The sequence below is a fragment of the Acidovorax sp. ACV01 genome (genome assembly GCF_014851495.1).
Classification (GTDB): domain Bacteria; phylum Pseudomonadota; class Gammaproteobacteria; order Burkholderiales; family Burkholderiaceae_C; genus Acidovorax; species Acidovorax radicis.
In genome coordinates, this window is record NZ_JACUZT010000004.1 from 411,879 (window position 1) to 428,028 (window position 16,150).

14 protein-coding genes are annotated in these 16,150 nt (G+C 63.3%); 4 read left to right on the plus strand and 10 right to left on the minus strand.

Features of this window, described 5'->3' with window-relative positions:
• Positions 1-27 precede the first annotated feature (27 nt).
• The 9 genes from IB243_RS14475 to IB243_RS14515 all read right to left on the minus strand — a co-directional run bounded on the left by IB243_RS14475 (position 28) and on the right by IB243_RS14515 (position 11,167).
• Positions 28-423, minus strand: a complete 396-nt coding sequence (locus tag IB243_RS14475) for a hypothetical protein (RefSeq protein ID WP_192427887.1) — start codon at positions 421-423, stop codon at positions 28-30.
• Positions 424-768: 345 nt separating this feature from the next.
• Positions 769-1,806 (minus strand): ABC transporter ATP-binding protein, encoded by a 1,038-nt coding sequence (locus IB243_RS14480; protein ID WP_192427889.1) that lies wholly within the window; start codon positions 1,804-1,806, stop codon positions 769-771.
• Positions 1,803-2,792, minus strand: a complete 990-nt coding sequence (locus IB243_RS14485) for an ABC transporter ATP-binding protein (RefSeq protein ID WP_192427891.1) — start codon at positions 2,790-2,792, stop codon at positions 1,803-1,805. The genes IB243_RS14480 and IB243_RS14485 overlap by 4 nt, the downstream gene beginning before the upstream one ends.
• A gap of 25 nt (positions 2,793-2,817) precedes the next feature.
• Positions 2,818-3,729, minus strand: a complete 912-nt coding sequence (locus IB243_RS14490; RefSeq protein ID WP_057229053.1) for an ABC transporter permease — start codon at positions 3,727-3,729, stop codon at positions 2,818-2,820.
• A 129-nt stretch (positions 3,730-3,858) separates the two neighbouring features.
• Complete coding sequence (locus IB243_RS14495) at positions 3,859-5,439, minus strand: ABC transporter substrate-binding protein (RefSeq protein ID WP_057272106.1); 1,581 nt, start codon at positions 5,437-5,439, stop codon at positions 3,859-3,861.
• 85 nt (positions 5,440-5,524) lie between these two features.
• The gene (locus tag IB243_RS14500) at positions 5,525-6,742 is read right to left on the minus strand and encodes a M20 aminoacylase family protein (protein WP_192427893.1); all 1,218 of its coding nucleotides are present in this window, start codon (positions 6,740-6,742) and stop codon (positions 5,525-5,527) included.
• A gap of 171 nt (positions 6,743-6,913) precedes the next feature.
• Positions 6,914-7,894 carry an ABC transporter permease gene (locus IB243_RS14505; RefSeq protein WP_010462283.1) on the minus strand — a complete coding sequence of 327 codons (981 nt, stop codon included), beginning with the start codon at positions 7,892-7,894 and terminating at the stop codon, positions 6,914-6,916.
• 152 nt (positions 7,895-8,046) lie between these two features.
• Complete coding sequence (locus IB243_RS14510) at positions 8,047-9,627, minus strand: ABC transporter substrate-binding protein (RefSeq protein ID WP_057271882.1); 1,581 nt, start codon at positions 9,625-9,627, stop codon at positions 8,047-8,049.
• A gap of 493 nt (positions 9,628-10,120) precedes the next feature.
• A complete protein-coding gene (locus tag IB243_RS14515) occupies positions 10,121-11,167 on the minus strand; it encodes a porin (RefSeq protein ID WP_192427895.1) in 1,047 nt (348 codons plus the stop codon).
• A gap of 315 nt (positions 11,168-11,482) precedes the next feature.
• On the opposite strand from IB243_RS14515, the gene coq7 reads away from it, so the two are divergent.
• The gene (coq7, locus tag IB243_RS14520) at positions 11,483-12,100 is read left to right on the plus strand and encodes a 2-polyprenyl-3-methyl-6-methoxy-1,4-benzoquinone monooxygenase (protein WP_057271884.1); all 618 of its coding nucleotides are present in this window, start codon (positions 11,483-11,485) and stop codon (positions 12,098-12,100) included.
• A gap of 176 nt (positions 12,101-12,276) precedes the next feature.
• Here coq7 and IB243_RS14525 read toward each other — a convergent pair whose 3' ends face one another.
• Positions 12,277-12,726, minus strand: a complete 450-nt coding sequence (locus IB243_RS14525) for an OsmC family protein (protein ID WP_192427897.1) — start codon at positions 12,724-12,726, stop codon at positions 12,277-12,279.
• A gap of 354 nt (positions 12,727-13,080) precedes the next feature.
• Here IB243_RS14525 and ilvA point away from each other — a divergent pair, with 354 nt between their 5' ends.
• The 3 genes from ilvA (at position 13,081) to IB243_RS14540 (ending at position 16,132) form a co-directional block, all read left to right on the plus strand.
• Positions 13,081-14,643 carry a threonine ammonia-lyase, biosynthetic gene (gene ilvA / locus IB243_RS14530; protein ID WP_192427899.1) on the plus strand — a complete coding sequence of 521 codons (1,563 nt, stop codon included), beginning with the start codon at positions 13,081-13,083 and terminating at the stop codon, positions 14,641-14,643.
• Between the two features lie 83 nt (positions 14,644-14,726).
• Positions 14,727-15,533, plus strand: a complete 807-nt coding sequence (gene cobS / locus IB243_RS14535; RefSeq protein WP_057229061.1) for an adenosylcobinamide-GDP ribazoletransferase — start codon at positions 14,727-14,729, stop codon at positions 15,531-15,533.
• Complete coding sequence (locus tag IB243_RS14540) at positions 15,530-16,132, plus strand: histidine phosphatase family protein (protein WP_192427901.1); 603 nt, start codon at positions 15,530-15,532, stop codon at positions 16,130-16,132. Before cobS ends, IB243_RS14540 begins: the two co-directional genes overlap by 4 nt.
• The last annotated feature ends 18 nt before the right edge of the window (positions 16,133-16,150 follow it).

The following is a 16,150-nucleotide window of genomic DNA, read 5'->3' on the forward strand; positions in this document are numbered from 1 at the left end:
GAAGGACCGCGCGGCACCCGGCACGTGTCACCGCTGCCGAAAGTGCGGCAACCCTTTGCAGCACGCACCCAGGAAGTGAAGCAGTCGGCCCAGAAGCGCGCCACCTGCCAGGACCAACGGCAGCGCTGCCAGGGCGAGCAGATAGATGAACCCACCCGCCCCCTGCGACCTGGGCGGCGTGCAAGGCTCCGTCGCCAGTGCATAGTGCATCGGCGCCCACAGCAGACACACCAGGACTGACATCAACGGAAACCTGGACTTCGCTGCGAAGACGGCAAAGACGAGCACGGTCCAGGACGGCAGCATCCAGAGGCTGAAAAAGCTCTCCACACAACGCCCGTAGACCACGGGCAGGCCCAGGACCAGCCCGGCGAACAGGGCGGAGACCGTCAGGGCCAGTGTTCTGCCGCGGTTTGGGTTCATGGCGTTGGGACTTGAATGCGGGACATTGTTCACCCCAAGGAGCGTACAGCACGCGGAACCTTCCATGTGCCACAACGTTCGTTGCGATCGCAGGATGTCTGGCGGGGCACTGGGCGCGGGCAGCGCAAGCCAATGGGCGGACGGCAGCGTCCGCGTTCACGTCGGCCGTCAGCTTCTCACGCCGGCCATCAAAACACCACAGGCTCCCGAAGGAGCCCGTGGTGTTGCGGACAAATGGGGGCCATCACGTCGGCCCGCGGCATCGAGCCGACCGGTTTATGAACCCAATTGGCCCCTGGCGCTTATCCATCAAGCGCTAGCAGCTATATTTTCAGGAGCATTCGCTCAAATCCGTCCTTCTTCCACCGCATGGCACGCAATGCGGATGCCACCGATGCTGAGCAGCTGCGGCCGCTCGGCACGGCAGCGCTCGTTCACATGGGGGCAGCGCGGGTTGAAGGCGCAGCCGGGAGGCGGGTTCAAAGGGTTGGGCACCTCGCCCTGCACGGGGGTGCGCGCCTTGCCGGTGTCGTGCATCTTGGGGATGGCATCGAGCAGCATGCGCGTGTAGGGGTGGCGCGGGGTGTCGAACAGCGTGTGTTTGTCGGCCAGCTCCACCAGGCGGCCCAGGTACATCACGCCGACCTGGTCGCTCACGTGGCGCACCACGGCCAGGTTGTGGCTGATGAACAGGTAGGTGAGCTGCCGCTCGCGCTGCAGGTCCTTCATGATGTTGAGCACCTGCGCCTGCACCGACACGTCGAGCGCGCTGGTGGGCTCGTCGCACACCAGGAACTCGGGCTCGGTGGCCAGGGCGCGCGCGATGGAGATGCGCTGGCGCTGGCCGCCGGAGAACTGGTGCGGGTACTTGACCATGTCCAGCGGCGACAGGCCCACGGACTTGAGCAGCTCACCCACACGCTGTTTCAGCTCGGCCTTGTCGGTGATGAGGCCGTGCTCCTTCAGCGGCTCGCCAATGATGTCCTCGACCAGCCAGCGCGGATTCAGGCTGGCATACGGGTCCTGGAAGATCATCTGGATGCGGCGGCGCATCGCCTTGGCATCGTTGCCCTTGAAGGCGGCGTGTGCATCCTGGCTGTCAAACGTAAGGCCGCCACGCGTGGGTTCGTACAAGCCCACGAGCAGGCGTGCCACGGTACTCTTGCCACAGCCAGACTCGCCCACCAGGGCCAGCGTCTTGCCTTTTTCGATCTCGAAGCTCACGCCGTCCACGGCGTGCAGCAGCGTGCGCGGCTTGCGTTCGATCACGCGGTTGAGCCACGGTGCGGAGACGTCAAAGGTCTTGGCCAGATCGTGCGCCTGCACCAGGGCCTTGCTTTTCACGACACCGGTCTGGGTGGTGGTGGTAGCGGTGGCGCTCATGCGGTCACCTCGGCTTTGGTGGTCGTGGCGCCAGCGTGCAGCCAGCAGGCGGCGCGGGTGGGGCCTGCGTCCATCAGGTTGGGGCGGTCGGTCATGCAGCGGTCAAAGACTTTGGGGCAGCGCGGGTTGTAGGCGCAGCCCTGGGGAATGGCGTTCAGGCGGGGCATGGCTCCGTCGATCTGGTTCAGGCGTTCACGGTCCACCGCCATGTCGGGGATGGAAGCCATCAGGCCGCTGGTGTAGGGGTGCGAGGGCTTGTTGATCACGTTGTGCACCGGGCCGATCTCGGCCACACGCCCGGCATACAGCACGGCCACGCGGTCGCAGGTTTCGGCAATTACACCCATGTCGTGGGTGATCAGCATCACGGCGGCGCCGCGCGATTTGCAGATGTTTTTCAGCAGCGTGATGATCTGCGCCTGGATGGACACGTCGAGCGCCGTGGTGGGCTCGTCGGCGACGATGAGCTTGGGCTCGGCCGCCAGGGCCAGGGCAATCACCACGCGCTGGCGCATGCCACCCGAGAACTGGTGCGGGTAGTGGTCGATGCGCTCTGCCGCAGCCGGAATGCCGGTGTCCTGCAGAAGTGCAATGGCGCGCTGGCGGGCCTCGGCGGGCGTCACGGGCAGGTGGGCCAGGATGGTTTCGGTCAACTGGCGGCCCACGGTGTACAGCGGGTTCAGCGAGGTCAGCGGGTCTTGAAAGATCGCGCCGATGCGGCGGCCACGGATGTGCCGCATTTGCTCATTGCTGAGGTTGTCGATGCGCTGGCCCTCGAGCAGGATCTGGCCGGATGCGACGCGGCCTGGTGGCTCCAGCAGGCCGATGATGGCGGCGCCGGTAAGCGACTTGCCCGCGCCAGACTCACCCACCACACCCAGGATCTCGCCGGGTGCAATGGAGAAGGAAATGTCGTCCAGGGCGCGCAGGGTACCGCGGCGGCCCGGAAATTCAACAACGAGGTTTTTGACTTCTAGAAGGCTCATGGGATATCGCTTTTCTTGTTCTTGTTCAGCGCAGGCGCGGATTGAGGGCATCACGCAACCAGTCGCCTAATAGATTCACGGAAAGAGCAATCAGCACCAGCATGGCACCGGGGAACACGGTGATCCACCATTCGCCGGAGAACAGGTAGTCGTTGCCGATGCGGATCAGCGTGCCCAGCGAAGGCGATGTGGGGGGTGCGCCCACGCCCAGGAAGGACAGCGTGGCCTCGGTGATGATGGCCGTGGCCACCTGGATGGTGGCGAGCACCATCACGGGGCCCATGACGTTGGGCAGCACGTGCTTGCGCATGATGCGCAGCGGCGAGACGCCCGTCACGCGGGCGGCCTGCACGTATTCCTTGTTGCGCTCGACCAGGGTGGAGCCGCGCACCGTGCGCGCGTACTGCACCCAGCCGGTGAGCGAGATGGAAATGATGAGCACACCAAAGGCCAGCGACTCGTGCGCGTTGGGGAAGAGCGCCCGGCCGACACCGGCAATCAGCAGCGCCACCAGGATGGCGGGGAAGGACAGCATCACGTCGCACAGGCGCATGAGCACCGCATCGATCCAGCCGCCCCGAAAACCGGCGAGCAGCCCAAACGCCACGCCCACCACCACGGAAAGCACCACGGAAGCGAGGCCCACCACGAGGGAGATGCGCGCACCGTAGATGAGCGCGGACAGGATGTCGCGGCCCTGGTCATCGGTGCCCAGCGGGTACTTCAGGGAGCCTTCGGGGCTCCAGGCGGGGGGCAGCCGCGCATCGCTGAGTTCGAGCGTGGCAAGGTCAAAAGGATTGTGGGGTGCGACCCATCCGGCAAACACCGAACAGAACACACAGATCAGCGCGATGGCGGCAGCCACCATCGCCATGGGCGAAGTGCGGAAGCTGTAGCCGATATCGCTGTCAAACCAGCGGGCAAGGGTTTTTTTCATTGTGGGAACCAGTAAACAGGCACCAACGCAAGGCCCGGGTAGGGGCCCTGCGTGGTGTGGACTTTCAAAGAACCGGTCGTTCTCTCTTTTCTCGGCGATCTACTAACTGAGGGACTTCTGCGCTTCGTCTCACTTGCTGATGCTCATCCACTTGAAGTGCATGAAGTTATCGGCCAGCTGCACGAGCTTGACGTTCTTGCCCACGCCCCAGGCCAGCGCTTGCTGGTGCAGGGGAATGTGGCCCACATCGGCCGCGTGCAGATCGAAGACTTCCTTGATCATCGCGTTGCGCTTGACCTTGTCGGTCTCGGCCTGGATCTTGAGCGTCAGCTCATCCACCTTGGGGTTGCAGTAGGCGCCCAGGTTGAACTGGCCCGATCCCTTGTCATCCACGCAGCGCATGAGGGCGTTGAGCGCGTTGTGCGAGTCGTAGGTAGCGGGTGTCCAGCCCAGCATGTAGAAGCTGGTGTCGCGGCGCAGCACCTTGGGGAAGTAGGTGCCCTTGGTCTCGGCCTGGAGGTTGATCTTGACGTTGATGCGCGAGAGGTTGGCGGCCACGGTCTGGCAGATGCGGCCGTCGTTCACGTAGCGGTCGTTCGGGCAGTTCATGGCCACTTCAAAACCATTGGGGTAGCCCGCTTCCACCATCAGCTTCTTGGCGGCTTCCACATCGTAGGGAAGGCGCTTCGCGTCTGGCTGGAAGCCATTGATGCCAGGGCCTACCAGCAGGGCCGATGGGTTGGATGCGCCGCGCATCACGGTCTTCTTGATGCCGTCGATGTCGATGGCCTGGTAGAAGGCCTGGCGCACGCGCTTGTCCTTGAAGGGGTTCTTGCCCTTGACGTTGGAGTACAGAAGTTCGTCACGCTTTTGGTCCATGCCCAGGAAGATGGTGCGCAGTTCGGGGCCGGTGATGGCACGGGTGTTGGCGCTGCCATTGACACGTTCGATGTCCTGCACTGGCACGGGCTCCATCACGTCCACTTCACCCGACAGCAAGGCGGCCACACGGGTTGCATCGTTGCCAATGGGGGTGAACACCACTTCGCTGACGTTGCCGTCGATCTTGCCCCAATAGGTGCCGTTGCGCGTGAACACCGAACGCACGTTGGGCTGGCGCTCACGCAGGCGGAAGGGACCCGTGCCATTCGCGCGGAACGAGGCCGCGTTCTCGATACCCTTGCGGCGGTCCACTGGGCCCACGGCCTGGTTGGTCTCGCACCACTTCTTGCTCATCATGTACACGAGCGAGATCACATCCGGCAGGATCGGGAACGGTGTCTTGGTTTCGATTTCGACCGTGTGGTCATCCACCTTGCGCACTTCCTTGAAGTCGTTGGTGTAGCTCTTCATGTCCGAGCCTTCCACCTGGGTGCGCCCGAAGCTGAACACCACGTCATCGGCCGTGAAAGGCGTGCCGTCGTGGAATTGCACGCCCTTGCGCAGCTCGAAGCGCCACACAGTGGGGGATGTCTGCTTCCAGCTGGTCGCCAGCGCGGGGGCCAGGCTCAGGTCCTTGTTGCGGCCCACCAGTGGCTCATAGACGTTGCCGGTGACGCTCAGCTGCAGCGACTCGTTGAGCGAGTGGGGGTCCATCGACAGGGAATCACCCTGGTTGGCGATGCGGATGGTCTGAGCTTGGGCCACCAGGCTCGCCGCCGCCAACGCGGTAAAGAGAGCGGTCAGAGCGATTTTTTTATGGAATTTCATGGAAACCTCCAGGTTGGGGAAAGCGGGGTGAAAGGGTTGGGCCGTGGCGCAGTAGTGCAAATGGGCAGGCAGGCTGGACGGTGCTTCAAGCTGCCGCCAAAGGCATGGCCTGCTCGATAAGGCTTGCGTGCAGCGCCGAACCCAAGGGCAGGATGTCGTCGTTGAAGTCGTAGCGGCTGTTGTGCAGGGCGCTGCCGCTGGCCCCCGTGCCCTGGCCGATCCGCAGGTAGGCACCGGGGCGGGTCTGGAGCATGAAGGCAAAGTCCTCGGCGCCCATGCTGGGTTCCAGGTCTCGCACCACATGGTCGGCACCCAGCAGGGACTCGGCCACATCGCCGGCAAAAATGGCTTCGCTCTCGCTGTTGATCGTGGCCGGGTAGATGCGCTCGTAATGCACGGTGGCCGTGGCCCCGAACCCCAGGGCAATGGCGTTGCACAGCTCCTTGAGGCGCTTCTCCACCATCTCCTGCACCACAGGGTCGAACGTACGCACGGTACCCACCAGGGTGGCGGAGCCGGGCAGCACGCTGAAGGCGCCCAGATCACCCGCTTGCACAGCACACAGGCTGACCACGGCGCTTTCAATGGGTCGCACATTGCGCGAGACGATACTTTGCGCGGCCGTGATGATGTGTGCGGCCACCACCACCACGTCCACCGTCTGGTAGGCATGGGCGCCATGGCCGCCCCGGCCGGTGATCTCGATGGTGAAGCGATCGGCCGCAGCCATCATGGGGCCCGAGTTGATGCCCACCGTGCCGGGTTTCATCGCCGGCCAGTTGTGCATGGCAAAGATGGACTGCACCGGGAAGCGGTCAAACAGACCGTCTTCCATCATCACGCGGGCCCCGGCAAAGCCTTCTTCGCCAGGCTGGAACACCAGCACGGCCGTGCCGTCGAAATTGCGGGTCTCAGCCAGGTAGCGCGCAGCCCCGACCAGCATGGCTGTGTGGCCGTCATGGCCGCAGCCGTGCATCAGGCCGGGCTTGCAGGACTTCCACGAAAAATCGTTGTGTTCGGACAGGGGCAGTGCATCCATGTCGGCGCGCAGGCCCACCATGCTGCCACTGGAGGTGCTGCGGCCCCGGATCACGCCCACGACCCCTGTGCGGCCGATGCCGTCATGGATCTCGTCCACGCCGCAGAGCTTCAAGGCCTCTTTGACGCGCGTGCTCGTGTAGATTTCTTCGAAACCCAGTTCAGGGTGGGCATGCAGATCCCGGCGCAGCGCGGTCAACTCGGGGTGGTACTGCGCAATGTGCGCAAACGCCCGGCCACCGGCTTTGTATCGAAGCGACTGCATTTCAATTGGCCACGGAGCTGCACAGGCTCCACGACGCTTGAAACCGGCACGGCCCAGGCCAGTGCCCCCGCGCAAGGGCCGCCCCGCCGCGCTGGGGGCGTCCCCCTCCCGCTTCGCCAAGCGAAACGAGAGAGGGGGAAGGCGCGAAGCGACTCAGGGGGTGCATCATCTCTAGTGCCCTCCTGCCTTGCCCACGCGCAGGCGCGGGTCCACAGCAAAGTACAGCAGATCCACCACCAGGTTGATCACCACAAAGATCAAGGCAATCAGGCACAGGTAGGCGGCCATCACCGGGATGTCGGCAAAGGTGACGGCCTGAATGAAGAGCAGGCCCATGCCCGGCCACTGGAACACGGTCTCGGTGATGATGGCGAACGCAATCAAGCCACCCAGCTGCAGGCCGGTGATGGTCATCACGGGCACCAGCGTGTTCTTGAGCGCGTGGCCGAAGTGGATGGCCCGGTTGGAGAGGCCCCGGGCGCGTGCGAACTTGATGTAGTCGGTGCGCAGCACTTCCAGCATTTCGGCGCGCACCAGCCGCATGATCAGCGTGAGCTGAAAGATCGCCAGCGTGATGGCAGGCAGCGTGATGTGGTGCCAGCCCTTGGCCTTGAGCAGGCCGGTGCTCCACCACCCCATCTGCACCACCTCGCCCCGTCCAAAGCTCGGGAACCAGCCCAGCGTGACCGCGAACACCAGGATCAGCAGGATGCCGATGAGGAAGGTCGGCAGCGACACGCCCAGCAGGGACAGCGTCATGAACAACTGGCTCGTGAAGGTGCCACGCTTGAGGGCCGCATACACGCCCATGGGAACACCAATGGCCAGGGCCAGTACGGCAGCCACTAGCGCCAGCTCCAGCGTGGCAGGGAAGCGCTCCGCGATGAGGCGCGAGACTTTGGCACCCTGGCGCAGGCTCAGGCCAAACTCGCCTTGGGCTGCGTTGACCAGAAAGTGCCAGAACTGAATGAAAAAGGGCTTGTCCAGGCCCAGGGAGGCGCGCAGTTCGCGGATCTGCTCCGGGGTGGCGTCCTGGCCCAGCAGGAACACCACAGGGTCTCCCACGTACTGGAACAGCATGAAGGAGATGAAGGCCACCGTGACCATGACAATCACAGCCTGTATCAGGCGGCGCAATATAAAGGCGAGCATCGGAGAGTCGATTGAGTGTTCGATGGGAACGCCGCAGCCACTTTTGATGGCAGGGCGCTGGCAGGCAATAGGCGGTCGTCAAACCAGACCAAAAACCGAACCAAAGAAAGCAAGGGCCTCAGGGCCCTTGCTCTCAGTGTGTCAGGAACCGGTCAATTCACCTTGACGGTGCGCATGTCCACACGGTTGTCTGCGCGGTGGACCAGTTCAATGTTCTTCTTCACGGCCCATGGGATCACCTGGTCATGCAGAGGAATGTGGGACACGGTGTCGTTGGACAGTTGCAGCGCCTCTGTCAGCATGCGGGCGCGCACGGGTGCATCGGTTTCGGCCTTGATGCGGTCCACCAGGTAATCCATGCGCTGGTTGCTGTAGCGCCCCACGTTGTAGTTGCCGTCACCACCCTGGCCGACGCTGCGGACAAGCGATTGCAGGCTGTACAGCGCATCGAAGGTAGGCACGCCCCAGCCAAGCATGTAGATGCTGGCTTCGTAGCGCTGGATCATGGGGAAGTAGTTGACCAGCGGCAACGTGCGCAGCTTGGCCTTCACGCCCACGCGCGACCACATGGCGGTCACGGCCTGACAGATGGCTTCGTCGTTGATGTAGCGGTTGTTGGGGCAGGCAAAGTCCACTTCAAAGCCGTCAGGGTAGCCAGCCTCGGCCAGGAGCTTCTTGGAGGCCTCTACGCTGTAGGGGAAACGCTTGCCCACCGCCTCGGTATAACCCGCCACTTGTGGGGCAACGATGGTGCCCGTGGGCTTGCCCAGGCCGCGCATGATGTTGCGGGAAATGGTTTCCGCATCGATCGCCTGGTACAAGGCCTTGCGCACGCGCACGTCCTTGAGCGGATTCTTGCCCTTGATGTTGGAGCCCGGCAGTTCTTCACGGAACTGGTCCATGCCCAGGAAGATGGTGCGGTTCTCAATGCCGTCGATCACCTTGAGATCGGGACTGGCGCGCAGGCGGCCCAGATCCTGGGGAGTGGGGTCCAGCACCATGTCCACTTCGCCCGACAACAGGGCTGCAATGCGCGTGGCAGCAGACTTGATCGGGGTGTAGACGATTTCGGTCACATTGCCGTCCATCTTGCCCCACCAGTTGGGGTTGCGCTTGAACACCATCTTCACGTCCGGCTGCCACGAGTCCAGCGTGTAGGGGCCGGTGCCCATGGCATTGCGGTGGGCAAAGTTTTCATCCGTGCCCTTGATGTCCTTGGGCTCCACGGACTTGTTTTTTTCCGCCCAGGCCTTGCTCATCATGCGCAGTTCGGTCATCTGGCGCAGCAGCACCGGGTTCGGCGCGGTCAGGATGACGTCAATGGTCTGCGCGTCCACCTTGTTGATTTTGCTGATGCCCTGGATGTAAGGGGTGAAATTCGATGTCTTGGCCATCGCGCGCTGCAGCGAATACACCGCATCGTCAGCCGTAAAGGCCGAACCATCATGGAACTTCACACCCTGGCGCAGTGTAAAACGCACCTGTGTGGGGCTGACCTCTTTCCAGGCAGTTGCAAGCACGGGTTCCACATCAAAGGTCTTGCTGTTGTAGTAGACCAGGCTTTCGTACACGTTCGCATGGATGCCGTTCTGAAGCGCATTGTTCTGCGAATGAATGTCCCAGGTTGCGATCTCTCCCTGGCTCGCCCATTTGAAAGGCTTGGCGTGCAGCGCTGGCGCTGCCAGCAGTGCAGCCGCCGCAGCCACGGACAAAAGACTGTATTTGAGTTTCATGGAACCCTCTTGAATAAAAGTTTTACTATGCAGTAAAGGTTGCTCTATAGCCAACGGGAAATCCCTGAATCCCCGGCACCACGAAGGGCCTTGAAGGCCGATTTTGTAGAGGTGAAGTACGCAAGGATGGTGCCAATAATCTGCACCAATGCAAAGAAGGGGAAGAAACCTCGGAGACAGTCCAAAAATGCCATCAGGTGGCATCGCTTGGTACAGAGGTGGTCGGCATGTTCCCGGAGTTACATGCCGGGACGGATGAAAACGGGTGGCTTGGGAGATCAACATTCCGAGTTCTCCCCCAAGAAACACTGCGATGGCGATTACCCCATGCTCCCAAGGCAAACGACGGTGAATGAGGAAGGGCGCTTGGTACGCCCGGAATCTAGCGGCCCTCGGCAGCCTCATCAAAAACCAAAATGAGAACGAAAAAAAGCCGCCCGAAGGCGGCTTTTTAGCTTGGATATCGTCAACTGGCCAAAAGCCAGTTTCGATATTAGAAGCTGTGACGGATACCGAAGTCGTAGCCGTTGGAGTTGTCGCCAGCAGCAGTCACGGAACCGTTCAGGGACTGAGCGGAGCCGTTCTTGTTGCTCACGTGAGCGTACGTAGCGTACAGAGCCGTGCGCTTGGACAGGTTGTGCACGTAGCCCAGAGCCAGCTTGTTGGCACGTGGATCGGCACCGGGGGTTTCGATCTTGTAGGTGGAGTAAGCCAGACGGATTTCGCCAGCGCCCACAGGCACCAGACCACCGATCAGGAAGCCCTTGCCTTCGTTGCCGTTCTTAACGTCGTCTTGGTTGTAGTGAGCCATGATCTTGGCCACGCCCAGGTCGTATTGACCGCCCAGGTTCACAGCCTTGATGTTGGCGTTCAGGAACTTGGTGTCAGAGAAAGCCAGAGCCACGTTGATGGGGCCATTGGCGTAACCAGCGCGCAGGGCCAGGCCGTTGCCGTCCTTCTTGTTGGCCGTGTTGCTCAGGTTTTCACCCATGTAGTACTGTGCTTGGCCGTAGAAGCCGCCCAGGTTGCCAGGCAGGAAGTAGCCGATGGCGTTCGAAGCGCGCACGGTGGTTGGGCCACCCAGGCTGGAGTTCAGGGTTTGGCTGGTGCCAACGCCGTTCGTGCCGAACGGATCGAACACGGTCAGGTTCCAGAATTGTGGGGTGTAGTCACGGCCCAGACGCACTTCACCGAAGCCGCCGTTCAGGCTGACCGTCGAACGACGGTTGAACACCAGACCGCCGCCAGTGCTGACAGCTGCTTGGTTGTTGGTGTTGGTAACGCCGCCGGTACCGTTGTCGTTGTTCAGACCAGCTTCGAGCCAGAACGAAGCGGACATGCCGCCACCCAGATCTTCAACGCCGCGGAAGCCCAGACGGCTGCTGTTGTAGCCGGAGTTCGTCAGTTGGGACTTGTTAGCGACGCTACCGGAACCGTAAGCGTAGGTTGCATCAACCACGCCGAACAGGGTCACGGACGATTGAGCCATTGCAGCGCCGGAAGCAGCCAGCACAGCCAGGGCAATCAGGGATTTTTTCATTGCGAGTTACTCCAAGGTTAAACATAGGGCGCCGGTACGGGGGGTCTATGGTGAAAGCACCTGCACAGTCCCGCCGGTTCCCCGGGCCAACCTCCTGGTGGGGAAGTTGCTCTTATTGCACCAGACCCGGCCAGGTTTCGCAAAGGAATTCACCCACAATCGCCCCGAAAGGGAAAAATCGTTGCAGTGTTGCAACATTTCAATGAACAGCGGCAAAATCGATCTGCTCGCCTTGGGACGGCTTCCCGGCAGCCTCCGATATTTGTATCCAAGTGAAATTTGTGTTTCCGAGCCCTTGCCAATCTGAAAGCCTCCATGGACTCTTTGCTCACTGCCGCCGACACTGCCCTGCGCACCCTTTTTGCAACCCCCCGTGCCTCCGAACCCACGCCAGCGCGCGGCATGGAGGAAGGCACGCTCGACCCTGCACAAAAGAAGCTGGCGGGGGCACTGATGCGCGTCAATCACGTGGGTGAAGTCTGTGCGCAAGCCCTTTACACGGCGCAGGCAGCCGTCACGCGCGACCCCGCACTCCGGGTTCACCTGCTGGAGGCCGCCCGCGAAGAAACAGACCACCTGGCATGGACCCAGCAGCGCCTGGACGCCCTGGGCGCGCGCCCCAGCCTGCTCAACCCCCTGTGGTTTGCGGGCGCCTTCGCGCTGGGGTTGGTCGCGGCCAAGGTCAGCGACCGGGCGAGCCTGGGTTTTGTGGCAGAAACGGAAAACCAGGTGGCGGCGCACCTGCAGAGCCATCTTGCACGGCTTCCCACGCAGGATTTGGCCTCGCGGGCCGTGGTGGCCCGCATGAAAGACGACGAGGAACGCCACGCGGCCCAGGCCCGGGCCTCCGGCGCGCTGGAGCTGCCGCCCCCCGCCCGGGCGGCGATGAAGGCAGCAGCCAAGGTGATGACCACCACTGCGCACTACCTCTGACTGCTACCGCCCAGAGAACACACAGACAGGGACCGCAAAAGGTGCCGCGCGCCCACAGCCTCTGAAACTGGCGCAGCCCAGGCTAGGCCAGCAAACACCATGGAACTGGCTTCGCCAGGCCACTGGCGTCGTCCCCCTGGGGGGGGAAGGCGCCGAAGGCGACTCAGGGGGGTATTTCAAGCTTCGACCACCTCAAACCCGGTGGTGATCTCCGCCGTCTTGCCCAGCATGATGCTGGCCGAGCAATATTTGTCATGGCTCATGGCAATCGCGCGCTCCACCGCAGCGGGCGGGATGCCCTTGCCCGTCACGGTGAAGTGCATGTGGATCTTGGTGAACACCTTGGGGTCCGTCTGTGCACGTTCGGTGGTCAATTTGACGCTGCAGCCTCGCACATCGTGGCGGCCCCGCTTGAGGATCAGCACCACGTCGTAGGCCGTGCAGCCGCCCGTGCCGGCCAGCACGGTCTCCATGGGCCGGGGCGCCAGGTTCTGGCCGCCGTTCGCCGGATTGGCCGCGTCGGGCGCTCCGTCCATGGCCAAGACGTGGCCGCTGCCGGTCTCGGCCACAAAACCCATACCGGAACGGGTTCCCGACCCGCCGGTCCAGCTGACTGTGCATTCCATTGTGTTTCTCCTGTGTGATACGTGGTTTTTTCGCACGGAATGGCCCGGCGAAACAAAAATTTGGTGTTGATTTTGCTGCAATGCAACAAGACTCGCGCTAAACTTCCCCCAAGCGCTGCTTTTTCTGGATGGAAAAGGCAGATGGCAAGAAGCCCGGCATCCGGATCTTGCCCCGCACCGATTGTCTCCTCCATCTCCTCAAAGGATGGATTAGCCCCAGGCCTCACGGCCCGGGGCTTTTTTTTGGCTGGACCGGCCGCGCAGCGGCCCCCACCGGCGAATCGGCCTGCAAAAACCGACCCCCTATGATGTGGACCCCCGCCGCTGCCCCGTGGCGGCCCCACCTGCCCTGCCATGACCCAGCACCTGACCCCCGCCGACTACCTGAAGAAAATCCTGACCGCCCGCGTGTACGACGTGGCGGTGGAGTCGGCCCTGGAGCCCGCCAAGAACCTCAGCCGCCGCCTGAACAACAAGGTGCTCTTGAAGCGCGAGGACCAGCAGGCGGTATTCAGCTTCAAGCTGCGCGGCGCCTACAACAAGATGGCGCACCTCACGCCCGAGCAGCTCCAACGCGGCGTAATCTGCGCCTCGGCCGGCAACCACGCCCAGGGCGTGGCCATGAGCGCCCACAAGCTCGGCACGCGCGCCGTGATCGTCATGCCGACCACCACGCCGCAGCTCAAGATCGACGCGGTGAAAACGTTGGGCGGCGAGGTCGTGTTGTTTGGCGAGAGCTATTCCGACGCCTACGGCCACTCGGTGAAGCTCGAAAAGGAACAGGGCCTGACCTTTGTGCACCCCTTTGATGACCCGGACGTGATTGCGGGCCAGGGCACCATCGCCATGGAGATCCTGCGCCAGCTGCAAAGCCTGGGCAGCAACCAGCTGGACGCCGTGTTCGTGGCCATCGGCGGTGGTGGACTCATCTCGGGCGTGGCCAACTACATCAAGGCCGTGCGGCCCGAGATCAAGGTGATCGGCGTGCAGATGAACGACTCGGACGCCATGATCCAGTCCGTCAAGGCGCACGAGCGTGTGACGCTGGCAGACGTGGGCCTGTTCTCCGACGGCACCGCCGTGAAGCTGGTGGGCGAGGAAACCTTCCGCATCACCCACAGCGGCCTGGTGGACGAGTTCATCACGGTGGACACCGATGCCGTCTGCGCCGCCATCAAGGACATCTTCGTGGACACGCGCAGCATCGTCGAGCCCGCAGGGGCGCTGGCCGTGGCCGCCATCAAGCAGTATGTGGACACCCACAAGACCCAGGGCGAGACCTACGCCGCCATCCTGTGCGGCGCCAACATGAACTTCGACCGCTTGCGCTTCGTGGCCGAGCGCGCCGAGGTGGGCGAGGAGCGCGAGGCGCTGTTTGCGGTGACGATTCCCGAAGAGCGCGGCAGCTTCAAGCGCTTTTGTGAACTGGTGGGCGAGCTGCCAGGTGGCACGCGCAACGTGACCGAGTTCAACTACCGCATCAGTGACGCCGCCCAGGCCCATGTGTTTGTAGGGCTGACCACGCGGGGCAAGGGCGAATCCGAAATCATCGCCCAGAACTTCAGCCTCCACGGCTTCGAAGCGCTGGACCTGACCCACGACGAGCTGGCCAAGGAACACCTGCGCCACCTGGTGGGCGGGCACTCGGCCCTGGCACAGGATGAGCGGCTGATGCGCTTTACCTTCCCCGAGCGGCCGGGCGCGCTGCTCAAGTTCTTGAGCCTGATGCAGCCGACCTGGAACATCAGCCTGTTCCACTACCGCAACCAGGGCGCCGACTATGGCCGCATCCTCGTGGGCATCCAGGTGCCGCCCGAGGACGCCGCCACGTTCGACGCCTTCCTGGCCACGCTGGGCTATCCGTATGTGGAAGAGACGCTGAACCCGGCCTACCGGTTGTTTCTGCGCTCCAAATAACCAGAATATGGGTCAAATTGGCATCCAGCGCTTATCCAATAAGCGCTGGCAGCTATCAAATCTGACATAACCACCGCCAGCCCATGCAAGCCCTGCGCCACTACCTGCTGGCCGTGCAGTTCTTCACCCGCATTCCGGTCACCGGTCGGCTGGCGCAGTGGGTGGGTTACAGCCCCGCCATGCTGCGGGCCAGCGCGGCGCATTTTCCGGGCATTGGCTGGCTGGCGGCACTGCTGTCCACCGCCGTGTATGCCGCGCTGCACTGGGCCCTGGCGCCCAATCCGCTCGCCCCGGCCGTGGCTGCCGTGTTCTGCACCATCGCCACGGTGCTGATGACCGGGGGTTTTCACGAAGACGGCCTGGCCGATGTGGCCGACGGCCTGGGCGGCAGTGCCGACCGCGAGCGGGCGCTGGACATCATGAAAGACTCTCGCATCGGCGCCTTCGGGGCCATGGCGCTGGTGCTGGCGCTGCTCGCCAAGCTCAGCCTGCTGGCACTGCTGGGTGCCCACAGCCTGCTGGCTGCGGTGGCCGGGCTGGTGGGGGCGCATGTGGTGTCGCGCTTCTGGCCGCTGCTCATCGTGCGCAGCCTGCAGCATGTGGGCGACACGGCCCGGTCCAAAAGCAAGCCGCTGGCGGACCAGATCTCGGGCGCAGCGCTGGTGACGGCATTTTTATGGTGTTTTGTGCCGCTGGCGCTTGTCTGGCAAGCGCAAAAAGCTATATTTTTAATAGCGTCTATCCTGCTGAGTGCCCTCGCCGCCGCCTGGATGGCGCGCTGGTTTGCGCGCCGGCTGCAGGGCTTCACGGGGGATTGCCTGGGGGCCACGCAGCAGGTCAGCGAAATCGGCTTTTACCTGGGCGCGGCGCTGGCCTTGCGCTGGATGTGAAGCCCCTGGCCCAACCGCAGCGCGGTGCCCGCCTCTGGCTGGTGCGCCACGCCCAACCTCTGGTGGCACCCGGTACCTGCTATGGCGCGCTGGACATCCCCGCCGACCCCACCGCCACCCGCGCTGCCGCAGAACGCCTGGCCACCGCGTTGCCGACCCAGACGCGGGTGGTTCACTCTACGCTACAAAGATGTGAGCTGCTTGCGCAATATCTACAAGCGATGCGGCCTGATTTGACCCCACAACCCGACGCCCGCCTGCGCGAAATGGACTTTGGCAGCTGGGAGGGGCAGGCCTGGGATGCCATTGCCCGCAGCGACATCGACGCCTGGACAGCCGCATTTGCCCACTACCGCCCAGGCAAGGGGGAAAACCTGGCGGCGGTGCTGGCCCGCGTGGCCGCTGCGCTGCAGGACCACGGCCCCGGCGGCCATGCCCCCCGTGGGGCCACGCAGGATGTGGTGTGGATCACCCACGCCGGGGTCATCCGCAGTGTGGCGTGGCTAAAGGCGCACGGCAGCGGCGTGCTGCCGAGCCCGGAAGAATGGCCCGTCGCCGCGCCGGGCTGGGGCGAGTGGGAAAGGATCGACCTGGGCTAGCGCAAATGCCAGAAACCC

Excerpts from the sequence above, each read along its gene's own strand:
- IB243_RS14475 (WP_192427887.1), bottom strand. The coding sequence starts at position 423 with ATGAACCCAAACCGCGGCAGAACACTGGCCCTGACGGTCTCCGCCCTG.
- IB243_RS14480 (WP_192427889.1), bottom strand. The coding sequence starts at position 1,806 with ATGAGCGCCACCGCTACCACCACCACCCAGACCGGTGTCGTGAAAAGC.
- IB243_RS14485 (WP_192427891.1), bottom strand. The coding sequence starts at position 2,792 with ATGAGCCTTCTAGAAGTCAAAAACCTCGTTGTTGAATTTCCGGGCCGC.
- IB243_RS14490 (WP_057229053.1), bottom strand. The coding sequence starts at position 3,729 with ATGAAAAAAACCCTTGCCCGCTGGTTTGACAGCGATATCGGCTACAGC.
- IB243_RS14495 (WP_057272106.1), bottom strand. The coding sequence starts at position 5,439 with ATGAAATTCCATAAAAAAATCGCTCTGACCGCTCTCTTTACCGCGTTG.
- IB243_RS14500 (WP_192427893.1), bottom strand. The coding sequence starts at position 6,742 with ATGCAGTCGCTTCGATACAAAGCCGGTGGCCGGGCGTTTGCGCACATT.
- IB243_RS14505 (WP_010462283.1), bottom strand. The coding sequence starts at position 7,894 with ATGCTCGCCTTTATATTGCGCCGCCTGATACAGGCTGTGATTGTCATG.
- IB243_RS14510 (WP_057271882.1), bottom strand. The coding sequence starts at position 9,627 with ATGAAACTCAAATACAGTCTTTTGTCCGTGGCTGCGGCGGCTGCACTG.
- IB243_RS14515 (WP_192427895.1), bottom strand. The coding sequence starts at position 11,167 with ATGAAAAAATCCCTGATTGCCCTGGCTGTGCTGGCTGCTTCCGGCGCT.
- coq7 (WP_057271884.1), top strand. The coding sequence starts at position 11,483 with ATGGACTCTTTGCTCACTGCCGCCGACACTGCCCTGCGCACCCTTTTT.
- IB243_RS14525 (WP_192427897.1), bottom strand. The coding sequence starts at position 12,726 with ATGGAATGCACAGTCAGCTGGACCGGCGGGTCGGGAACCCGTTCCGGT.
- ilvA (WP_192427899.1), top strand. The coding sequence starts at position 13,081 with ATGACCCAGCACCTGACCCCCGCCGACTACCTGAAGAAAATCCTGACC.
- cobS (WP_057229061.1), top strand. The coding sequence starts at position 14,727 with ATGCAAGCCCTGCGCCACTACCTGCTGGCCGTGCAGTTCTTCACCCGC.